This is a genomic window from Acidobacteriota bacterium (assembly GCA_016715115.1).
Classification (GTDB): domain Bacteria; phylum Acidobacteriota; class Blastocatellia; order Pyrinomonadales; family Pyrinomonadaceae; genus JAFDVJ01.
This window is the reverse complement of the sequence record JADKBM010000016.1, coordinates 456,754-475,764: the sequence shown is the minus strand read 5'-3', so window position 1 is coordinate 475,764 and position 19,011 is coordinate 456,754. Positions and strand designations below refer to the sequence as shown.

Sequence of the window (19,011 nt, the reverse complement as noted above, 5' to 3'; positions counted from 1 at the left end):
GGATGCGCTTTGCACTCAGCGCTATGCACTATGCACTCTGCACTCGGCACTCTGCACTATGCGCTCTGCACTAATCGGGGCACCCGAATTCTCAGCGCTTTCGGGACGATCTCAAAAACCGCCGGCAGTTTTCCCGGAAGTTCGCCATCGATCTCGATGTGAACCTCTTCGGCGGCCGAAACCTCAACTTTCCTGGCGTGCGACGCTTTGACTTCCGGCAGCGTCAGATGCGTTCCGCCGTAGAGTTTGTAGGCATTGAGCAAGATCTTCGCGGTCTTGATATCGCCGATATTGACGACGTCGAACAGTCCGTCGGTCAGGCTCGAATCCGGTGCGATCATCATCCCGCCGCCGAAGTATCGGGCGTTGCAGACGCAGAAATTGACCGTGTTCAGAGGCTTTTCGTCGCCATCGTCCAGCCTGACGCGAACCGTTTTGAACTGAAGGTCGAGAACTTCCTGCAAAGTGGAAACCGCGAAACTGGTCTTTCCGCGAAAGAACGATTTCGGGATCCAGTTGAAAAAGTTCGTGCGTTTCACGCGCTCGATGATCGCGGCCGAAAGCCCGAACGACGAAACGTTCAGGAAATATCGGCTTACCGCTTCGTCGTCGAAATTCTGAAAAGTCACGCGGCCGACGTCGATGAGTTTCGTTTCGCCGTTCCGGAGTTCCCGCGCGGCATCGCGTTCGGTGTTCGAGATGCCGAGTGAACGGCGGAAGTCACCGCCCGTGCCCGACGGAAGAATTCCCATTTCAACGTCGATACCGCTTTCGAGAATGCCGTTCGCGACCTCGTTGATCGTTCCATCGCCGCCGCAGGCGATGATCAATTTGCGTCCCTGTTCGGCGCCGCGTTTCGCGATCGCCGAAGCGTCGCCGGCCGATTTCGTGAACGCGACCTGAAACGGTCCGAAGTGGACGCGAAAGTCGGCGGCCATTTCGGCCCAACGGTCTTTCGTCGAACCGCTCGCCGATTTCGGGTTGACGATCAAGAGCGGCAACGTCACGTTGTCGCCTGACGGCGGTTGATTTTTCATTCGCTTAAGCAAGGTCGGAAGCCGCGAACTCAGAATTTCGGAATGCGTCAACGGATTTTCGCGGCATCTTTTGTTTAACTTTTTTCGGCCGTTTAGTCAATGGTCAGACGCCTTAGAGCGGAACCGGTCGGCGGTCGAAACGAATGAAAATCTCCGCGAAACGCGAAGCGCCGCAAAGCAAGAAAACCATCGAACGCATAGACGAAAGCGCGCCGCAGTTGTAAAATTCAATACGGCTTTACAACTTGTTCGAAAGGAAAAAAATCTTGCGAATTGCGGTTCTTTCAGCGGAAGCGGTTCCATACTCGAAAACCGGAGGACTCGGCGATGTCGCCGGCGCATTGCCGAAAGCGCTGCGATCGGTGGGTCAGGACGCGTTTCTCATCACGCCCTGCTATTGGCAGACCAAAGGCGAATATCTCTGGCACACGGCGTTTGACGACCTGCCGGTCGATTGGCGCGGCGGCGTCTATCACGCAAAGGCATTTTATTCGGAGGCCAACGGTTCGCCGACGTTTCTGATCGACGCGCCTTCGTATTTCCACCGCGATTCGATCTATGGATATTCCGAAGACCACGAGCGGTTCGCCTTTTTCAATCACGCCGCGCTCGCGCTGATCAAACGGCTCGGAGCTCCGCCCGACATCGTTCATCTCAACGACTGGCATTGCGGATTCGCCGCCGTGGAGATCGCCCACTTGCGCTATTGGGACGCTTGCTGGCGCAACGTCCGGACCGTCTTTTCGGTCCATAATCTGGCGTACCAGGGCGGATTCAGCAATAGCGAACTTTGGAAATTCGGATTCACTTCAGATTTCGAGCGCAACGCTTTCGCCTTCAACGGCTACGCTTCGGCGATGAAGGCCGGACTCGCGGCGTCGGATATGCTCTCGACGGTTTCGCGGCGTTACGGGCTCGAGATGCAGACGCCGGAGAACGGTTACGGGCTCGACTGGCTTTTGCGTCAAAGATCTAACCGGCTGGTGGGGATCGTCAACGGCGTCGATTTCGACGTCTGGAATCCCGAAACGGACACTGCGATCGCCGCAAATTTCAGCAAACACGACCTTTCGGGCAAACGCGAATGCAAACGCGCGTTGCTCGACGGCTTCTCGCTGCCGGTCGATCTCGATCGGCCGATCTTCGCGTCGATCACGCGTTTGACGTCGCAGAAGGGAATCGAACTGATCCAGCAGGTCGCGCTTGAGATCCTCGCGACGGGTTCGTATATCGTTTCGCTCGGATCGGGGGATTCGTCGTACGAGAATTTCTTCCAGCGTCTTCGCAACCACGCGCCGCGGCAGGTCGGCATTTTCCGGGGATACAACGAGGATCTCTCGCACAAGATCGAGGCCGGCGCCGATATGTTCCTGATGCCGTCGCGTTTCGAACCCTGCGGTCTGAATCAAATGTACTCGCTGCGGTACGGAACGATCCCGATCGTCCGCGCGGTCGGCGGATTGGACGACACGGTCCGGAACTTCGACGCCGTGACCGGCACGGGAAACGGTTTCAAATTCAGCGAATTCCGCGCCGACAAGTTTCTGGAGAAGATCTACGAGGCGCTCTTTGCGTACTACGACCGCGACGCCTGGCGACGTCTGCAATTGAACGGGATGAACGAGGACAATTCGTGGGAGAACGCGGCGCAAAAATACGTTTCTCTTTACAGGAACGCATAGTGGAGAGTGCATAGTGCAGAGTGCAGAGTGGATAGTGCAGAGTGCATTGAATAGCTCAATAGGGGAAAAACGGGGAAAGGAATTGATGCTTAGGAAGCTTGAAAACTCAAAACGCGGGGGGCTTTTTTTCGATGAAAGAAAGTATTTTGCGCGACAAATCTTACAGGTTCGCGCTCAGGATAGTGAGACTCAATAGGTTTTTGAACGAAGAAAAAAAGGAATTTGTTCTTTCCAAACAGATCTTGCGATCGGGAACGTCAATCGGCGCCAATGTTGTCGAAGGCGGCCGGGCAGAGTCGAAGCCGGACTTCGTCCACAAACTCTCCGTTTCGTTGAAAGAGTCGTTTGAAACCGAATATTGGCTCAATTTGTTGAAGGACGGAGAATATCTCTCGGCCAATCAGGCCGAATCGTTGATCTCAGACTGCAATGAGTTGCAGAAGATGCTGATTTCGTCGATCAAGACGGCTAAGAGAGAGCATAGTTCATAGTGCACAGTGCATAGTTCATAGTGCAGAGTCCTCAAGTGCGAAGTTACTACGCGCTTCGCACTGAGCATTTACGTAAAAGCACTGTGCACTTTGCACTCTGCACTGAGCACTGTGCACTCTGCTCTATGCACTTTGCACTTAATTTATGATTATCGTAATTATCGGCGCCCAGTGGGGCGATGAAGGAAAAGGAAAGGTCGTCGATCTGCTCGCGGATCGGTTCGATATCGTTGCCCGTTATCAGGGTGGACACAATGCCGGGCATTCGGTGTATGTCGGCGACAAGGCTTTTGTTTTGAGGCTTTTGCCGTCGGGCATCATCCACCCGGACAAAACCTGCGTGCTCGGGAACGGGATGGTCATCGATCCGAAGGCGTTCTTCGAGGAGGTCGATCAGATCCGGACGCAGGGAATTTCGGTGACGCCGGATCGCCTGAAGGTCTCGAGCCGGGCGCATCTGATTATGCCGTATCACCGGGCGCTCGATCACACGTCGGAAGAGCGTCTCGGCAACGAGAAGATCGGCACGACGCTGCGCGGGATCGGCCCTGCGTACGAGGACAAGGCCGGGCGGCGAGGAATCCGCGTTGCCGATGCGCTCGTGCCCGAACTGTTGAAACTCAGGATCGAGCGCAATCTCGAAGAAGCGAATCGGATCATCGTTCTTTACGGGCGCGAACCGCTCCGTTCGGACGAGATATTCGCCGAGATCTCGGTTCTGGTCGAGCGTCTGAGGCCGTTCGTTGCCGAAACTTCGCACTTCTTCTCGGAAGCCAAAAAAGTCAACAAAAAGATCCTTCTCGAAGGCGCGCAGGCGACGTTGCTCGACGTCGATCACGGAACATATCCGTACGTCACGTCGTCGAACCCGACCGCCGGCGGCGCGGCCGTCGGCGCCGGGATTCCGCCGCATCACATTACGGGTGTTTTGGGGATCGTCCGCACGTACGCGACGCGCGTCGGTGAAGGCCCGTTTCCGACCGAGATGCTCGACGCGGAAGAACCGATGGCAAACCTTATTCGCCAGCGCGGCAACGAGTACGGGTCGGTCACGAAGCGTCCGCGGCGTTGCGGCTGGTTCGACGCCGTCGCGACGCGCTACGCCGCCGAACTCAACGGATTCAACTCGGTCGCGCTGACGAAACTCGACGTGCTCGACGCGCTCGACGAGATCAAGGTCTGCGTCGGCTACGAGATCGACGGCCGCCGGATCGACACGTTCCCCGCCGTTTCGCACGATCTGAACCGAATCAAGCCGATCTACGAAACGCTCTCGGGTTGGAGATCGGAAACGCTCGGGATCATTAAACTCGCGGACCTTCCGCCGAACGCCCGCGCCTACGTGGATTTTCTGTCGAATTCGATCGGCGTCGAGATCGGCCTGATCTCGACCGGCCCCGAGCGCGACCAGACGATCATTCTCGAAGACAGCGTGATGGAAGGGTGGTTCGCGACTTAACAGTGCAGAGTGCGAAGTGCAGAGTGCAGAGTGCAGAGTGCAGAGTGCAAAGTGCAAAGTGCAGAGTGCAAAGTGCCGAGTGAAAAATGACTAAGTGAGAACTGAGAACTGAGAACAACTGAATACACCGGGCGCATTCTTGCACTCTGCACTCTGCACTATGCACTCTGCACTATGCACTCTGCACTTTGCACTCTGCTCTATGCACTTTGCACTGATTCCGCTTGCCAACTTCGTGCTCGAAATGTAAAATCAACAATTCGGTTCGAGGTTGATCGTAATTGATAGATCTCAAAAATGTGGTCCGATAGCTCAGTCGGTAGAGCAAATGGCTTTTAACCATTGGGTCCCAGGTTCGAGTCCTGGTCGGATCACCATTATTTTCAATAACTTAGGGCAACCAGATCGGTTGCTCTTTTGTTTTGTTGTTTCTTCTTCTCGCACTTCAACTGCCGAGCCGGGGGCGGTGACAAGTGTCACAACACTCTCCGGCACAACTTTGGACATGCTCGGCAATGCGCGGAAGGCGTCATCTTGCCGGACTTTATGGACGGACGAAGAAGGTGATCGTTCGGCCGATGATCCAGCTCGAAAAACTTGATCAAAGTGGAACGTTCTTTGTCTTGATCGGGCGCCAAACGTTCTCGGCGGCCCAAATCTCGAAAACGCGCTGGAAAAGTTTACAAACGCGACATTCGTCGGGGAGCCGACGGCCAGTGATGTGAATATGTACGGCGATGCACGACGCTTCACGCCGCCAAACAGCAAAATGACCGTGCGCGCCTCGACTCTTTGGCGCCAGGACAATATCGAGCTGGACAAACGCGTGTGGACACCACCGCATATCGCAGCGCCGCTCACATTTGCAGATTGCTCCAACAAAATCGATACCGCGATGCAGGCAATTTTCGATTGCAAAATCAAGAAAACGCTTCGCGAAATCGCGCTCGAGCTGTATCGCGCGAACGATCTCAAGTCATTCAAGGCAAAGGCGTTGCAATTCAAGAACGATCCGGCAAACATCTACAAGAGCATCGAAGCCGAAATAAACTCATTCGGACGTCGCCTGATAGCGATGCAAAGGCTGGACGAAGCGATCGAGATGTTCAAGGTGAACACCGAGCTGTATCCTGATTCGGCAAACGCGTTCGACAGCCTTGGTGAATCTCTCGCGAATGCCGGCCGGCGAGACGAGGCAATCAAAGCATACGAGAAAGCACTTTCGATCGACCCCAGATTCCAGACGTCAATTGAGAGGCTGAAGAGGCTGAAGGGAAATTGATCCCGACCGCGATGCTAAACCTTTTTGCGCGTTCTCACGTTAGATCAAGCATGAAGAATATCAAAGTGATCTTATTGACGGTGTTTCTCGCGGTGATGCCAACTTTTGCCGCGGATGTTAAGTCGGGCGAGGATGTCCTCGCGGCGATGCACAAGAAGTATGCCGGCAAATGGTATAAAACGCTGACCTTTGTCCAGAAAACGATCACCCACAAGCCTGACGGCACGACCAGTTCGGAGATTTGGTACGAGGCGATGTCGTTGCCCGGAAAGTTAAGGATTGACATTGATCCGATCGACAAAGGCAACGGAATTCTCTTTTCCGATGGCAATGTATTTTCCTTTCGCGACGGCAAAACGGGCGGCGGCCGACCGTTGGTCCATCCGCTGATGGTGCTCGGATTCGATGTTTACGGCCAACCGGTCAAGACGACCGTCGCGCAAGTCAAAGGGCTCGGGATCGATCTCTCTGTCGTTCACTTGGAAAAATGGCAAGGCAGGGATGTCTATGTGGTCGGCGCCAAACCGGGCGATCTCACGACGCCACAGTTTTGGGTCGACAAGAAACGCCTCCTGTTCGTCCGGCTTATTCAGGCGGCCGGGCGGGACAAAAAGAGCGTTGCCGAAACGCAATTCAACAAATACGTCAAGGCGAAAGGAGGATGGGTAGCCCCTGAAGTTCTGTTCTTTGTAGACGGCAAACCGACGATGACCGAAGAGTATTCCGAGATCCAGGCGGACGTTGCACTCGACGCCGGCCTTTGGGTGCCCGAGAATTGGACGTCGGTAGATAGGACTTACTACAAGAAGAAATAGCCCTAACGGATATGAAACGAATATCAAGGATCCTTGCGCTGCTGATTGTTCTTGCGGCCGCATCGGCGGCATTTGCCCAGAAGCCTGTCGCGGCGACGGGCACTGATGTGCTGAAGAAAGAGCTTCAGGCAAAGCTCGACGAATGGCACAAAGCAGGAAAGTTCCCCGGAGCGACTCTTGGAGTCGTTTTGGCAAATGGCGAGGCGATCGGCTTGGCCGTCGGCTATTCTGACCGTGATGCGAAGACGCCGATGAAGCCTACCGACCGGCTGCTGGCTGGCAGCGTCGGTAAAACGTTCGCGGCTGCGACTGCCTTGCAGTTGGTCAAAGAAGGAAAGATCGGGCTGGACGACAAAGTCGAGAAGTACCTGGGAAGCGAATCCTGGTATTCGCGAATGCCGAACGCAAAGGACATTACCGTCCGCCAGTTGATGAACCACACGAGCGGCCTTGTTCGATACGAATTCAAGGATCAGTTCACCAAGGATCTGACGGCGAACCCGGGAAAAGTCTGGAAGCCGCAGGAACTGCTTGCCTATCTTTTGGACGAAAAGCCACCGTTCTTGGCGGGCAAGGGTTGGGATTACTCGGATACGAACTACATTGTTCTCGGAATGATCATTGAAAAGGTGACAGGAAAGAAGTTCTACGACGAGGCGAAGCGCCGTTTGGTAAAGCCGCTGAAGCTCAACAACACGATCCCGCAGGATGGTCTCATTTTGAAGGGCGTTACTCAGGGGTATGCCGGACCAAACAATCCCTTCGGTGGCAAGGACGAAATGATCGCGAATGGAAAGTTCATCATCAATCCGCAATTCGAATGGACGGGCGGCGGCTGGGCCTCGACCGGCGAGGACCTCGCCCGCTGGGCAAAGTTGTATTTCGAGGGAAAGGCTTTTGACAACTCGCTGATGCCGCAGGTACTTGACGGCGTCGCGGCAAGGCTCGGGCCGAACGTAAAGTACGGATTGTGCGTAATCATTCGTCCGACACAAGCTGGAACGTCGTACGGGCACAGCGGATTTTTCCCCGGTTATGTCACCGATATGATGTACTTTCCGGAGCGAAAGATCGCCATTGCCGTTCAGGTGAATACAAGTGCACCACAGGCTTTTGGCGGCAAGCCGCCGGCAAGGCTGATCGCCGAGATCGCTGATTTGGTCAGCCCGGTCGCGGCCGTGCAATCTGCCGATTGATTCATAATTATCGCAGCCGTTGCCGCACAAGGAATCCCTTCGGACGGGTCACTCTTCTTGCCCGCGAATCTTCGCGAATCCGCGCCGATCAAAATCCGATTCAAGCGTCTTGTGTGTGAGTCGGGTTTTCGGTTCTGTTCAGCCGGGCGAGCCAAGCGTTAGAAACGCAGTTTTCCGTGTGTTCTCGGATCAGATGCGTATTTGCGCGGATTCGCGGAAATCCGCGGGCAAACTCCGATCGCGCAATGTACGTTCAAGAGGCCTTGAGATCATCTTTCGCGTCACTTTGCGTCGATTCGCGGTCGACATTAACGTTCGAGTCAATTTACTGAAATACCGACCGCGAATCGACGCGAAACAACGCGAATATGACTTCGATGCGAACATTGGATTGCGGGGTGAAACAAAGCGGACAGGTTTTCGTATAAATTTGCGTTCTGCCAATTTCCAAAAATACCGATTTTGAATACTATGAAGCTCCTTTTCTGCCTGTCGCTCTGTCTTTTCGTTTCTTCGTTTGTTATTGCCCAAGACAATCCCCAGTGGTTACGGTATCCGGCGATCTCGCCGGACGGTCAGACGTTGCTCTTTGAATACAAGGGCGACATCTGGTCCGTCCCTGCAGCGGGCGGCAACGCGACGCCGCTGACGCTTGGCGAGTCGTATGAATTTGCGCCGGTTTGGAGCCACGACGGCCGAAACATCGCGTTCGCTTCGGATCGGTACGGCAATTTCGACGTGTTCCTGATGCCGGCGACGGGCGGCGAGGCAAAGCGTTTGACGTTCCATTCGGCGGGCGAGATCCCAAGCAGTTTCACGGCCGACAACAACGCCGTGCTTTTCGCCGCCGCGCGGCAGGATCTGGCATCGAACGTCCAGTTCCCGGCAGGAGGAATGACCGAACTCTACTCTGTGCCTGCGGCGGGCGGCTTGGTTTCCCAGGTCCTGACGTCGCCGGCATTGAACGCGACGGTAAGTTCATCGGGCGACAAGATCATTTTTCACGATTACAAAGGCTACGAGAGCGAATGGCGAAAGCATCACACTTCGTCGGTGACCCGCGATGTCTGGCTGTACGACGTGCCGACGAAGAAATACACCCAGCTGACATCGTTCAAAGGCGAGGACCGCAATCCGGTTTTCGGCGCGAACGACGGCGAATTTTACTACCTCAGCGAACAGAGCGGGTCATTCAACATCTACAAAAGCAGTTTCAGCCGGCCCGATCGCAGCACCCCGGTGACGAAATTGACCAAACATCCGGTCCGATTCCTGACGCGGTCGAAGTCCGGCGTGATGGCGTTCAGCTACGACGGCGAACTCTACACCGTGAAGGACGGAGGCGAGCCGAAAAAGGTCGCGATCCGCATCGCCGCCGACGGGCGCGAGCCGATCGAACGCGTCGTTCCGGTCAACGGCGGCTTCACCGAGGCGAAGCTTGCGCCGAGCGGAAAGGAGTTCGCGTTCGTTTTCAGAGGCGAAGTGTTTGTCTCGAGCATTGACGGCAAAACCGTAAAGCGCGTGACCAATACGCCGTGGCAGGAGCGCTCGGTCAACTGGAGCCCCGACGGGCGTGCGCTCGTGTACGCCGCCGAACGCGACAACAACTGGAACATATTCACTTCGACAATCGTGCGGAAACAGGAGCCGTACTTCTACGCGTCGACGGTCGTCAAGGAGGATCCGGTGATTGCCACTCCGGCGGAGGAATTCCAGCCCGCTTTCTCGCCCGACGGCAAGGAGATCGCGTATCTGGAGAATCGGACAGTGCTCCGCGTCCACAACATCGCCTCGAAGCAGTCGCGGACGATCCTGCCGGCCGAGTACAACTACTCCTACGCCGACGGTGATCAGTATTACCGTTGGTCGCCCGATTCGAAATGGTTTCTCGTGAAATTCGGCCCGAAGGAACGTATGTTCACGCCCGAGGTCGGCTTGGTCTCCGCCGACGGCAAAAGCGGGCTGATCAATCTTTCACAGAGCGGTTACGACGACGTCGCTCCAAAATGGGCGATGGACGGCAAGATGATGATCTGGGGCTCGACCCGCGAAGGCGCGTTGTCGCAGGCATTGGACTCGGTCTCCGGCGACGTCTACGGGATGTACTTCACGAAGGCGTTTTTCGACCGTGCGCGTCTGTCAAAAGAGGAATTCGCCCTGCTGAAAGAGACCGAAGAAAAAGAGAAGAAGGAATCCGACGAGAAAGCCAAAGCCGCGGCATCGGCCTCGCCTTCACCGTCGCCCAAAACTGAGGAAAAGAAAGGCCTCGAATTCGATCTTGAAGGCGTCAGCGAACGCAAATTGCGCCTTACCGCCCACACGTCGGCGATCTCCGACTGGGCGCTGTCCAAAGACGGCGAACGGCTCTTTTACCTGACGGCTTTCGAGAAGGGCAACGATCTTTGGGTGACCGAGATCCGGACCCGCGAAACCAAGGTCTTCGCCAAACTCGGCGTCAACAATGCTTCGATGGAGCTTTCCACGGACGGCAAGTTCCTATTGATTCTTGCCGAAGGCCGCGCGACGAAGATCGACGCCGAAAGCGGCAAACCGGAACCGATCGCGGTCAACACCGAAATGGTGCTCGACTACACGGCCGAAAAGCAGTACATCTTTGACCATTCGTGGCGGCAGTTCAAGCAAAAGCTGATCTTCCCGGACCTGAACGGCGTCGATTGGAATGCTTATTACACGGCCTACAAGCGCTTCGTTCCCTATATCAACAACAACTACGATTTCGCCGAGATGCTCAGCGAAATGCTCGGCGAGGTCAATGTCTCGCATACCGGCGCGTACTACACGCCAATTTCTCCGCAGGGCGATCAAACGGCGTCGTTGGGCGTTCTTTATGATTACCTAAGCGCGGGAAGCGGCGCGAAGATCGCCGAGGTCATTCAGGGCGGCCCGCTCGATATCGCGTCATCGGGAGTGCGTGCCGGCCACGTCATCGAATCGATCGACGGCGCGGCGATCGACGGCACCTTCGATTTCTTCAAACTTCTGAACCGCAAGGCCGGAAAGCTCGTCCTGATCTCGGTCTTCGATCCGGCGACGAACCGGCGCTGGGAAGAGACGGTCAAGGCCATCGGCCGCGGCGAAGAGAACGAATTGCTATACAAACGCTGGGTCCGCGCGCGGCGCGCCGAGACGGAGCGGCTTTCGGGCGGCAAGATCGGCTACATCCACGTCCGTTCGATGAACGACGCCAGCATGCGCGCGGCCGTTGACGAATCGCTCGGCGTGAACATTTCAAAAGACGCGATAATCGTCGACACGCGTTTCAACGGGGGCGGCAGCATCCACGAACAGCTTTCGGATTTCCTGAGCGGGAAGAAGTATTTCGATGTCGTTCCGCACGGACAGTATATCGGCAGCGAGCCTTTTGATAAGTGGATCAAGCCGTCGATCGTGCTCGTCGGCGAGAGCAACTACTCGGACGCGCACCTTTTCCCGCTCGCGTACAAGGCAAAGGGGATCGGCCAGGTGCTGGGGATGCCGGTACCCGGAACGGGAACGTTCGTCTGGTGGGAAAACCAGATCGACGGCAGCCTCCGCTTCGGCATCCCGATGGGTTGCTGGCGCACGCTCGACGGCAAATGCGCCGAAAACGTCCAGCAGGAACCGGACATCCTCGTGCGCAACGAGCCCGACGTTATGGCGGCCGGCCGTGACCAACAGGTCGAGGCCGCGGTAAAGACGCTGATGAACAGGTAGGACGAGCCACAAACTACCTTTCGGAAACCGAGTTAACTTCTTCAAACGTGCGGAGCACGCGAACTTGCGATAGCACCACGTGAAGCGGAGCGGAGCCCAAGTGTCAGCCACGGGCAGTTCCAACGAGCATGTGAGACACGCGGACCTGTTGCAATCACAAGAGTTACGCGTGTTACACACGCTTTGGAAGTCGGCCCGATCAATCACCACGCTCCGCTCCGCTCCACGTGGTTCTATCGTCCGTGCGTGTGCTCCGTACACTGAATCGATTTTTTCCGACAGGCTTCAAGGTGAAGTCAGTTGCCCGCAATCCTACGGCGCGGCGGATACGTCTTCTGAATTCTGAAATCTGAGATTTGAGATCTCAAGCCGGCTTCCGAGGGTCAACCATGCGATCTTGAATTCTTGGAATTCTTGGAATCTCGAATTCTTGGCCTTCTTGGCCTTCTTGGACTTCTTGAATTCCTGGACCTCTTGAATTCCTGGACCTCTTGAATTCTTGGATTCTTGGAATCCTTGGAATCTTGGAATCCTGCAATCCTGAAATCCTGGAATCTTGAATCGTGAATTCTGAATGCCCGGCATTTTAACCAATTTGAGGGCCGCCTGAAATTCACACTTCAGGCGGCACCTCTTGTTCGGTCGTTTGACGACCATTAGCGAACGTATGCATTCGGAACCGGCAAATCGCTTGCGGCGCCGAAATTGATGGCTTCAAAACCGTTCGTTGTTTGCTGTTTGTACCACGTGCGCGTCGACGGTCTGTAAACAACGGCGTCGGCAAGTCCGTCGCCGTCATAATCGCCGGGAACCGGGACATCGCCCGATGCGCCGAACGGGAACGAGTAGTACGACGAATCTTCGCTTCGGAGAACATACCAACTGTTCAACGACGGCCTGAAGATCGCGACATCGGCCCGTCCGTCGCCGGTATAGTCCGCGGGAACCGTCCGGTCTGAACTCGTTCCGAAGTTCTGGACGATCAGTCCTTGATTCGAGCGCCTTAGCCACCATTGTCCGAGCGTCGGACGGAAAACAGCGATGTCTGCTTTGTTGTCGCCGTCATAATCCGCCGGCACCGGCAGATCGCCCGGCAATCCGAATCCCAGGATCGTTGTCCCACCGCCCGAATTCTGGATGTACCAGGTACTGTTGGTCGGACGGAAAACGGCCGCGTCATCTCTGCCGTCGCCGTCGAAATCGCCCGGGGCGGGAATGTCGCCCGCCAATCCGAACGGGAACGAGTAAAACGTTGTGTTCTCGCTTCTCAGCACATACCAGAAGCCTGTCGAAGGCCGGAAGAACGCGATATCCGTCTTGCCGTCACCGGTAAAATCGGCCGGGGCCAACATATCTGTCGCGGCTCCGAACTGGAACGCGTTGTTTCCACCGTCGGATGAGCGGATGTACCACCATTCGCCGACGGACGGCCGGAAGATGCTTGGATCTGTACGGCGGTCGCCGTCGAAATCGAACATCGCCGCGCGCGTCGTCGCGTTCATCGCTATTCCTTCCACCTCAAGCGAATACGACTGGCCGACGGCCCCGACATCGACCTCATGGACGACAATGCTGAACGGCACACCGGCGGATACGAGAAACGAGAAACTCTCCGGATTGCCCAGAGTCGGGCTCGTGCCTCCGTCGGCGACGAAATTCAGTGCCGGATTGGCCGGATTGAATCCGAGGTTGCTATAGGCGGCCGCGTAAAGAAGCGGCCCGCCAAGGGACTTGAGCGTTACCTCAACGCAACCCGGCCTGGCCGGCGTAAACGTGTAAACGTCATAGTCTCTCGAGCCTGTCGGACTGCTCAAACCGGGCGCTGTTTTCAATGCGTTGCAGTCCGAGGGCGGCGGAAGTCGATTTATCCTTCCGGTCTGCACGCCGGTTGCCGCAGTGAAGTCGGGATTTGTCGATGGCGAGGTCGCATCAAGCGTCGATGTGACCCGGATCAGCGGAGCGACTCTGATGTTGCTGATGTTCAGTGTGTAAGAGTCGCCGATGCCGGCGCCGGGATTGACCTCGCTGACGACGATGTAAAACCGGACTCCGCGCGTCACAAGGAAGGAAAACGTCACCGAATTGTTGGTCGCGCTTGCACCGGAGTCGGCCAGATAGTTGGTCGACGGGTTCGTCGGGACATATCCGCTTTGGTTATAGGCCACGATGTGCACCGAATCGGCGCCGGTGTGGCTCAGAGTGACCCGTGCGCAGCCCGAAGAGGCTGGCGTAAAAGAATAAAGATCGACCTGGCGCGTCCCCATCGTCGTGAACAACCCGGGATTTGCTTTCAATCCGCTGCAATCGCTCGCGGGTGGAAACCGATTTAGCCGCCCGGTTTGCGGTCCGGTAGCGGCGGTATAGGCCGGATTTTGCTGCGCCGACGTTGTGTCGATAATCTCCGTGACCGAAAAGTCCGGAACGATCTTGACGCCTCCGACATCGAGAGTATAGGTCTGCCCGATCGCGCCGCCGGCATTTACCTCGTGGATGACGATGTGAAAGATCTCGCCGGCGGTGACGTCAAACGAAAAAGTTCTCGAAGGGACGGCCGAAGTCGGGCTGAGGCCCATATCGGCCAGGTAGTTTGCCGTTGGATTTGCCGGATTCAGTCCGGTCTGGTCGTATGCGACGCCAAACAACACGTTGTCGCCGGCGTTGCTCAGTGTGACGGTCAAACATCCGCTTCCGAGCGCGACGAACCGGTAATCATCGTATTGTCTGAGCTCCGTAGCCGCGCCGCTGCCGGGATTGGTCTTGGCCGTACCGCAGGTGCTCACAATGGTGTTGCGCGACAGTCGGCCGGTCTGTTGCCCGGTAACCGCCCGATACGATGGATTCGCCGCTGGAGCAGTTGTGTCGATGGTTTCATTGATCGTTACGCCGAGAGCACTTGTCGTGAGCGCAGCGATGGCCAGAAACGCTTTCAGAATAAATTTGCTTTTCATGGGATCACCTCCCGAATGGAATTCCGGCAAGCCTCATAAGATCGCCGGATCATACCCATTCAACCTTCGTCAGGAGAACTGCGTTGATACATCCAACGCTGCTCTTCGAACGCAATTAACATTTGCCTACAAGAGATTGTCGCAAGCTGTGTGCCGTTCAAAATCGCGGTTCTTACGGGGGAAGGGTGCCGACTTTGCGACGAAACGAGTAAATTCCAACAATAATTGGGAAGAAATACTCGCTGACAGGAAGCTACGCGAATGAGCCGCATTCGGAGTTGATTCAAATAGAGAGTTTTTCGCATCGCTTAAATGCACTTCAAAAACCGAAGTGACATTGCAAATTCCGGCTCGCGATCGCGAACGATGTCGTTCGGACGCCGGCGTTTTGCTCTCAGTGCCAAATGCGCGCCGACCACTTTTTCAGGAAAACCGCCAAGCGGATCGAGTGATTTGCTGCGGTGCCATTTCGTCAGATCGTGTAATTCCGGATTTATGTTTGCGTGTTTGACGCGAAAGTGAGCCGAGTGCAAAATAAACAACTCTACGACATCAAATTTTGAGGTCGAACACGCTCCTTGCTGAGAATGTGTCCGACATAGAAAGCCGTTCATAAAAGGAGACCTTCAATGAAATTCTTAACCAATTTGAGCCTTGTTCGAAACCATAATCTGAAAACGCTGTCCATCACGCTCGGCGTGCTTCTAATGATCGGGCTTGCCTGCGGCGGATCGAGCAAGCCGGCGCCGAGCGAGTACGTCGGTTTCTGGACCGGAGCGGACGGTACGACGATCACGATCCGCGCCGACGGCGGAGCGGATTACAAATCATCCAACTCATCGATCAGCGGCGGCGGTCTGGAGATCGACGAAGCAGGGAAGACACTCAAGATCACCTTCGCGTCGCTCGGACCTTCTTTCACGATCGACAAGGCGCCGGACGGCAATCAAATGACGTTGAGCGGCGTGGTCTACAAGAAGGGGGGCGTGGCGGCGACTCTCGAGATGCCTGCCGAACCCGAGTTGCAAGAACTTGCGAAGGCGACGATGAAGGATTTTGACGGCGCGGTCCAGTCGGGCGATTTCACGGGATTTTACAAAAAACTGGCGAAGAAGTTTCAGGACCAGAGTTCGCCGGATAAGCTGAAAGACGCTTTCAAGGTGTTTGTCGACAACAAGGATGACTTTGACCTGAAGTCCGTCTTCACAATGAAGGCGACGTTCGAGCCTTCGCCGACATTCGAACCCATAGGAGACGAGAAGGCTCTCTCACTGACCGGTTCTTATGCTACAACTCCGAAGAAGTTGAAGTTCGAACTGAAGTACTTTAAGGAAGAGGGCGCTTGGAAACTTGCCAGCATCCGGATCAACACGGCCGACAAGTAAAAGGCTCAGTCTGGAAAACAAAGGCGAGCGCCGTGCCGCCAAGCCGAATCTTGAGCGCTGAAAAGACGCGTAACTTTGTCGAATTCACAAAGTTACGCGTCTTTTCTTTTGAGCATCACGCCGGCCGTAGGTCACTATCCGAAGCGCGCGGCCCGGTTGTGAGTTTCCCACTGCTCTTTGTTCCTTCGTGAGCTTCGTGGTTTCAAAAAACGCCGAACTTAAGCCCGCCGGCAACATAAGGCAACACCAGACTCTCCCGCCATTTCCAAAACGTCACAACAAAAGTCTGGGCGTTTCGAAGATCACGGGAATAACCCCGACAATCTGACGGGATCAGGCCTTCTTATGGCAGCCGAGGCATTTCGTAGTCGTCGGCACCTGAACCGTCGGCCTCGCTTTCACGACATTGTCGTGACAGGTCGCGCAAGCCTTGTGAAGCGCATTCTGATTGTTCAGAACGGTCGTTCCGGATTTCGGAACCTCGGTCAGGATCGTCGCTTTTCCGTCTTTCGCCAGATGACAAACGCCGCAGGCCGTTACCGCCGGTGCGGTTCCGTCTTTCCAGTTCTCGGCGGTCAACGTGATCGTTCGGTCCGCCGGATAGACCGTCTTCCGCCCGGCAACCTTCGCCGCCTCGGTCGCAGGCTGTTCGGCGTGATGGCAGTCGACGCAACTCAGTGCGGCAGTGCCGTCGGCGTTCGCCTTTTTCGTGATGTGGTTTCCGTGGTTGAACGTCACCTTTCCAAGTGCCGCCTTCTCGGCCAAAACGATGACCTCAGGGATCACACGTTCTCCCGGCGCGGCGGTCTGAAGACTCAACCCGGCGACGAAGATCAGGCCGCCGGCCAAACCCAATAGCATTAATGCAAGTCTTGTTCTCATATGTTTCCTCTTCTGTTCTTGACCTCGATCATCGGTGATCGGCCGTCAATCCTTTGATGCTGTCAGCCGTCGAACCGTTTCCGTAAATCGATGGACATTTTTCTTCTTCGGGGCTCTTTTAGCGTCGCAGACTTTTGCGTCTGCGTCAACGGCCGAGGCGGTGTTCGAGACACGGGAAATCAAGTTCAGCCAGTGTACGCCGCGCGGAAATTCGCCTTTTTGATCGGGTCGGCCGGAATCGCTCGGCGCGCCCAATCAAAGCGAGCCGGGCGGCGTGTGCGGCATCGTTGATCGATTTCGCCGCGTCTCGCCCGGGAACGGGTTACTGCGGGTAAGATCGCTCGTTCTCCACGTAACTTTTCCGAATTTGACCCGGATTACGCGGTTCGTCGAACAGAGACCCTGCGCTCCGGCGACCTACGCGAAACGCCGGCGCTGCGGAGACTCTCGGCCGGACAGCGAAGAGGGCAATTCGCCGATCAGGCATTTACCCGCGCGGAGGTCGGAACGTATTGGTGTTGATTCCTTGTGGACCCAAAAATCGGACAAGTCGGGCTCTTTCGCGGATCGCCGGGAGGAAGACTCTCCAATGCTATCTTGGATCTAAGAAGCCTGTCGGAACAATCGATTCGGTGTGCGGTGCACACGCACGGACGATAGCACCACGTGAAGCGAAGCGGAACCCAGGTGTCAACCACGAACGACTCCAATGAGCGTTTGAAAAACGATGACCTATTGCAACAACGAGAGTTGCGCGTGTTACACACGCTTGGGAACTCGGGCGTTCAGCCACCTGGGTTCCGCTCCGCTTCGCGTGGTGCTATCGCAAGTTCGCGTGCTCCGCACGATTGAAGAAGCAAATTAGTTGTAAAACGGCTTTTTCGACGGGCTGTAAGAATCTGACGAATTCGAATCCTCGGAAGCGGCCAAAATCTGCGCGCGCCCTGCTGCGGTGGTACGCGGCTTGCGTTATGAAGAGTTGAGAAATTAGGACTTGGCGCGCTTTTTCGCAGCGAAACGCAGCCGGTCGGATCGGCGTGCCGCAGGAGGGATTATGGGCGAATGGAAAGGCGGGGCAAAGGGCGAATGTCCGGCGATCCGGGAGTTGAAGGAAGCGTTGATGCTCGGCGTGCCGTTGCTCGCGGCCGACCGGAATAAGATCGGGACGATTCGCGGAGACGGCTCAAGGCATACGGCGGGCCTGGCGATGGACATTATGCTCGACAGCCGCGATTCGGTCGAGAAATCCGTCGCGGATCAGATCATCGACGCATTGATCACGGTTCATCCGCAGATGCGTTGGGCCGACATCATCTACGTCGACTGGAACGGCAAAACGCCGGTCTATTTTCATATTCCCGGTATGCCGCCGTACGGCGGCAGGAAGGGAATGCTCAAAAAGAACCCGACCGATCCGGCGCTCGGCGCCAAGCACAAGAATCACATTCACATCGACTGGTGGGGATTCAATTCGAAGGATTGGCCGCCGCACGCGAAAACGACCGGGTTCAAGACCGCGCTCGTCGCGGAACTTCAAAAACCCCCGAAGTGGGTGACGGAATGGCTGTCGAAGGCGGCCTGATGAAACCCGGAGTTGAGCAGCAAACGATCCGCCGATATCGCGATTCAGAATGCGCGCTCGGCGACGGGTTGATCGGCCATCGCCCGAGTTTCTTTGTTTTGAGTGATCCGGATTCGATGCATCGGTCACGTATCGAAGAAGTTCGGCACGAACGGAAAATTTTCTGAACGGAAAATTTTCTTGTCGCGCGCGACGAATTGTAGTACAAACGGATAGCTAACCAAAAAATTTGAGGAGATTAATATGTTTCATATCATTGGACAGTTGATCGGAGGCTTGATCGTCGGGGCGATCGCGCAGATATTGTTTCTCGGCAACGATCCGGGTGGTTGGACGCTGCGCGGATTCTTGATAACGATGGGCATCGGCGTCGCCGGGTCTTTGATAGGCACGTTTGCCGGTCGAATGATCTGGCGGGACGAGAACTATCGGGCGGGCTGGATAGTCTCGATCGCCGGCGCGATTCTTTTGTTGCTGATCTTCCGGGTGTTTCTGAAGTTCTGAGACCGTAAAAGGTCCGTTCGCGCTCGCGCTCAGG

14 protein-coding genes and 1 tRNA gene are annotated in these 19,011 nt (G+C 55.9%); 11 read left to right on the top strand and 4 right to left on the bottom strand.

Annotation, left to right across the window (positions count from 1 at the left end; genetic code table 11):
- Nucleotides 1-56: 56 nt before the first annotated feature.
- Nucleotides 57-1,037 (bottom strand): diacylglycerol kinase family lipid kinase, encoded by a 981-nt coding sequence (locus IPN69_19865; protein MBK8812967.1) that lies wholly within the window; start codon nt 1,035-1,037, stop codon nt 57-59.
- A 266-nt stretch (nt 1,038-1,303) separates the two neighbouring features.
- Here IPN69_19865 and IPN69_19860 point away from each other — a divergent pair, with 266 nt between their 5' ends.
- The 8 genes from IPN69_19860 (at nt 1,304) to IPN69_19825 (ending at nt 11,676) form a co-directional block, all read left to right on the top strand.
- Entirely contained in the window at nt 1,304-2,719 is a 1,416-nt protein-coding gene (locus IPN69_19860; protein MBK8812966.1) for a glycogen synthase, read from the top strand.
- Between the two features lie 131 nt (nt 2,720-2,850).
- A complete protein-coding gene (locus IPN69_19855) occupies nt 2,851-3,210 on the top strand; it encodes a four helix bundle protein (GenBank protein MBK8812965.1) in 360 nt (119 codons plus the stop codon).
- A gap of 145 nt (nt 3,211-3,355) precedes the next feature.
- Nucleotides 3,356-4,669 (top strand): adenylosuccinate synthase, encoded by a 1,314-nt coding sequence (locus tag IPN69_19850; GenBank protein ID MBK8812964.1) that lies wholly within the window; start codon nt 3,356-3,358, stop codon nt 4,667-4,669.
- Between the two features lie 301 nt (nt 4,670-4,970).
- Nucleotides 4,971-5,046: transfer RNA gene (locus IPN69_19845), tRNA-Lys, on the top strand.
- A gap of 350 nt (nt 5,047-5,396) precedes the next feature.
- Complete coding sequence (locus tag IPN69_19840) at nt 5,397-5,951, top strand: tetratricopeptide repeat protein (GenBank protein ID MBK8812963.1); 555 nt, start codon at nt 5,397-5,399, stop codon at nt 5,949-5,951.
- 50 nt (nt 5,952-6,001) lie between these two features.
- Entirely contained in the window at nt 6,002-6,766 is a 765-nt protein-coding gene (locus IPN69_19835; protein MBK8812962.1) for a hypothetical protein, read from the top strand.
- An 11-nt stretch (nt 6,767-6,777) separates the two neighbouring features.
- Nucleotides 6,778-7,962 (top strand): beta-lactamase family protein, encoded by a 1,185-nt coding sequence (locus IPN69_19830; GenBank protein MBK8812961.1) that lies wholly within the window; start codon nt 6,778-6,780, stop codon nt 7,960-7,962.
- 471 nt (nt 7,963-8,433) lie between these two features.
- Nucleotides 8,434-11,676, top strand: a complete 3,243-nt coding sequence (locus tag IPN69_19825) for a PD40 domain-containing protein (GenBank protein ID MBK8812960.1) — start codon at nt 8,434-8,436, stop codon at nt 11,674-11,676.
- Between the two features lie 312 nt (nt 11,677-11,988).
- Here IPN69_19825 and IPN69_19820 read toward each other — a convergent pair whose 3' ends face one another.
- On the bottom strand, nt 11,989-12,261 hold the full coding sequence (locus IPN69_19820) for a hypothetical protein (protein ID MBK8812959.1): 273 nt from the start codon (nt 12,259-12,261) through the stop codon (nt 11,989-11,991).
- 71 nt (nt 12,262-12,332) lie between these two features.
- Entirely contained in the window at nt 12,333-14,624 is a 2,292-nt protein-coding gene (locus IPN69_19815; GenBank protein ID MBK8812958.1) for a VCBS repeat-containing protein, read from the bottom strand.
- A 629-nt stretch (nt 14,625-15,253) separates the two neighbouring features.
- On the opposite strand from IPN69_19815, the gene IPN69_19810 reads away from it, so the two are divergent.
- Nucleotides 15,254-16,009 carry a hypothetical protein gene (locus IPN69_19810; GenBank protein MBK8812957.1) on the top strand — a complete coding sequence of 252 codons (756 nt, stop codon included), beginning with the start codon at nt 15,254-15,256 and terminating at the stop codon, nt 16,007-16,009.
- Between the two features lie 333 nt (nt 16,010-16,342).
- Here IPN69_19810 and IPN69_19805 read toward each other — a convergent pair whose 3' ends face one another.
- A complete protein-coding gene (locus IPN69_19805; protein MBK8812956.1) occupies nt 16,343-16,891 on the bottom strand; it encodes a cytochrome c3 family protein in 549 nt (182 codons plus the stop codon).
- A 1,054-nt stretch (nt 16,892-17,945) separates the two neighbouring features.
- On the opposite strand from IPN69_19805, the gene IPN69_19800 reads away from it, so the two are divergent.
- A complete protein-coding gene (locus IPN69_19800) occupies nt 17,946-18,473 on the top strand; it encodes a hypothetical protein (protein ID MBK8812955.1) in 528 nt (175 codons plus the stop codon).
- Nucleotides 18,474-18,716: 243 nt separating this feature from the next.
- Nucleotides 18,717-18,977, top strand: coding sequence for a GlsB/YeaQ/YmgE family stress response membrane protein (locus tag IPN69_19795; protein MBK8812954.1), 261 nt, complete (start codon nt 18,717-18,719; stop codon nt 18,975-18,977).
- Nucleotides 18,978-19,011 lie beyond the last annotated feature (34 nt).

Bases quoted from the DNA above. Each gene is read 5' to 3' on its own strand.
- IPN69_19815 (MBK8812958.1), bottom strand. From the start codon at position 14,624: ATGAAAAGCAAATTTATTCTGAAAGCGTTTCTGGCCATCGCTGCGCTC.
- IPN69_19805 (MBK8812956.1), bottom strand. From the start codon at position 16,891: ATGAGAACAAGACTTGCATTAATGCTATTGGGTTTGGCCGGCGGCCTG.
- IPN69_19835 (MBK8812962.1), top strand. From the start codon at position 6,002: ATGAAGAATATCAAAGTGATCTTATTGACGGTGTTTCTCGCGGTGATG.
- IPN69_19800 (MBK8812955.1), top strand. From the start codon at position 17,946: ATGGGCGAATGGAAAGGCGGGGCAAAGGGCGAATGTCCGGCGATCCGG.
- IPN69_19795 (MBK8812954.1), top strand. From the start codon at position 18,717: ATGTTTCATATCATTGGACAGTTGATCGGAGGCTTGATCGTCGGGGCG.
- IPN69_19820 (MBK8812959.1), bottom strand. From the start codon at position 12,261: ATGCCGGGCATTCAGAATTCACGATTCAAGATTCCAGGATTTCAGGAT.
- IPN69_19810 (MBK8812957.1), top strand. From the start codon at position 15,254: ATGAAATTCTTAACCAATTTGAGCCTTGTTCGAAACCATAATCTGAAA.
- IPN69_19855 (MBK8812965.1), top strand. From the start codon at position 2,851: ATGAAAGAAAGTATTTTGCGCGACAAATCTTACAGGTTCGCGCTCAGG.
- IPN69_19850 (MBK8812964.1), top strand. From the start codon at position 3,356: ATGATTATCGTAATTATCGGCGCCCAGTGGGGCGATGAAGGAAAAGGA.
- IPN69_19830 (MBK8812961.1), top strand. From the start codon at position 6,778: ATGAAACGAATATCAAGGATCCTTGCGCTGCTGATTGTTCTTGCGGCC.
- IPN69_19840 (MBK8812963.1), top strand. From the start codon at position 5,397: ATGTACGGCGATGCACGACGCTTCACGCCGCCAAACAGCAAAATGACC.
- IPN69_19825 (MBK8812960.1), top strand. From the start codon at position 8,434: ATGAAGCTCCTTTTCTGCCTGTCGCTCTGTCTTTTCGTTTCTTCGTTT.
- IPN69_19865 (MBK8812967.1), bottom strand. From the start codon at position 1,037: ATGAAAAATCAACCGCCGTCAGGCGACAACGTGACGTTGCCGCTCTTG.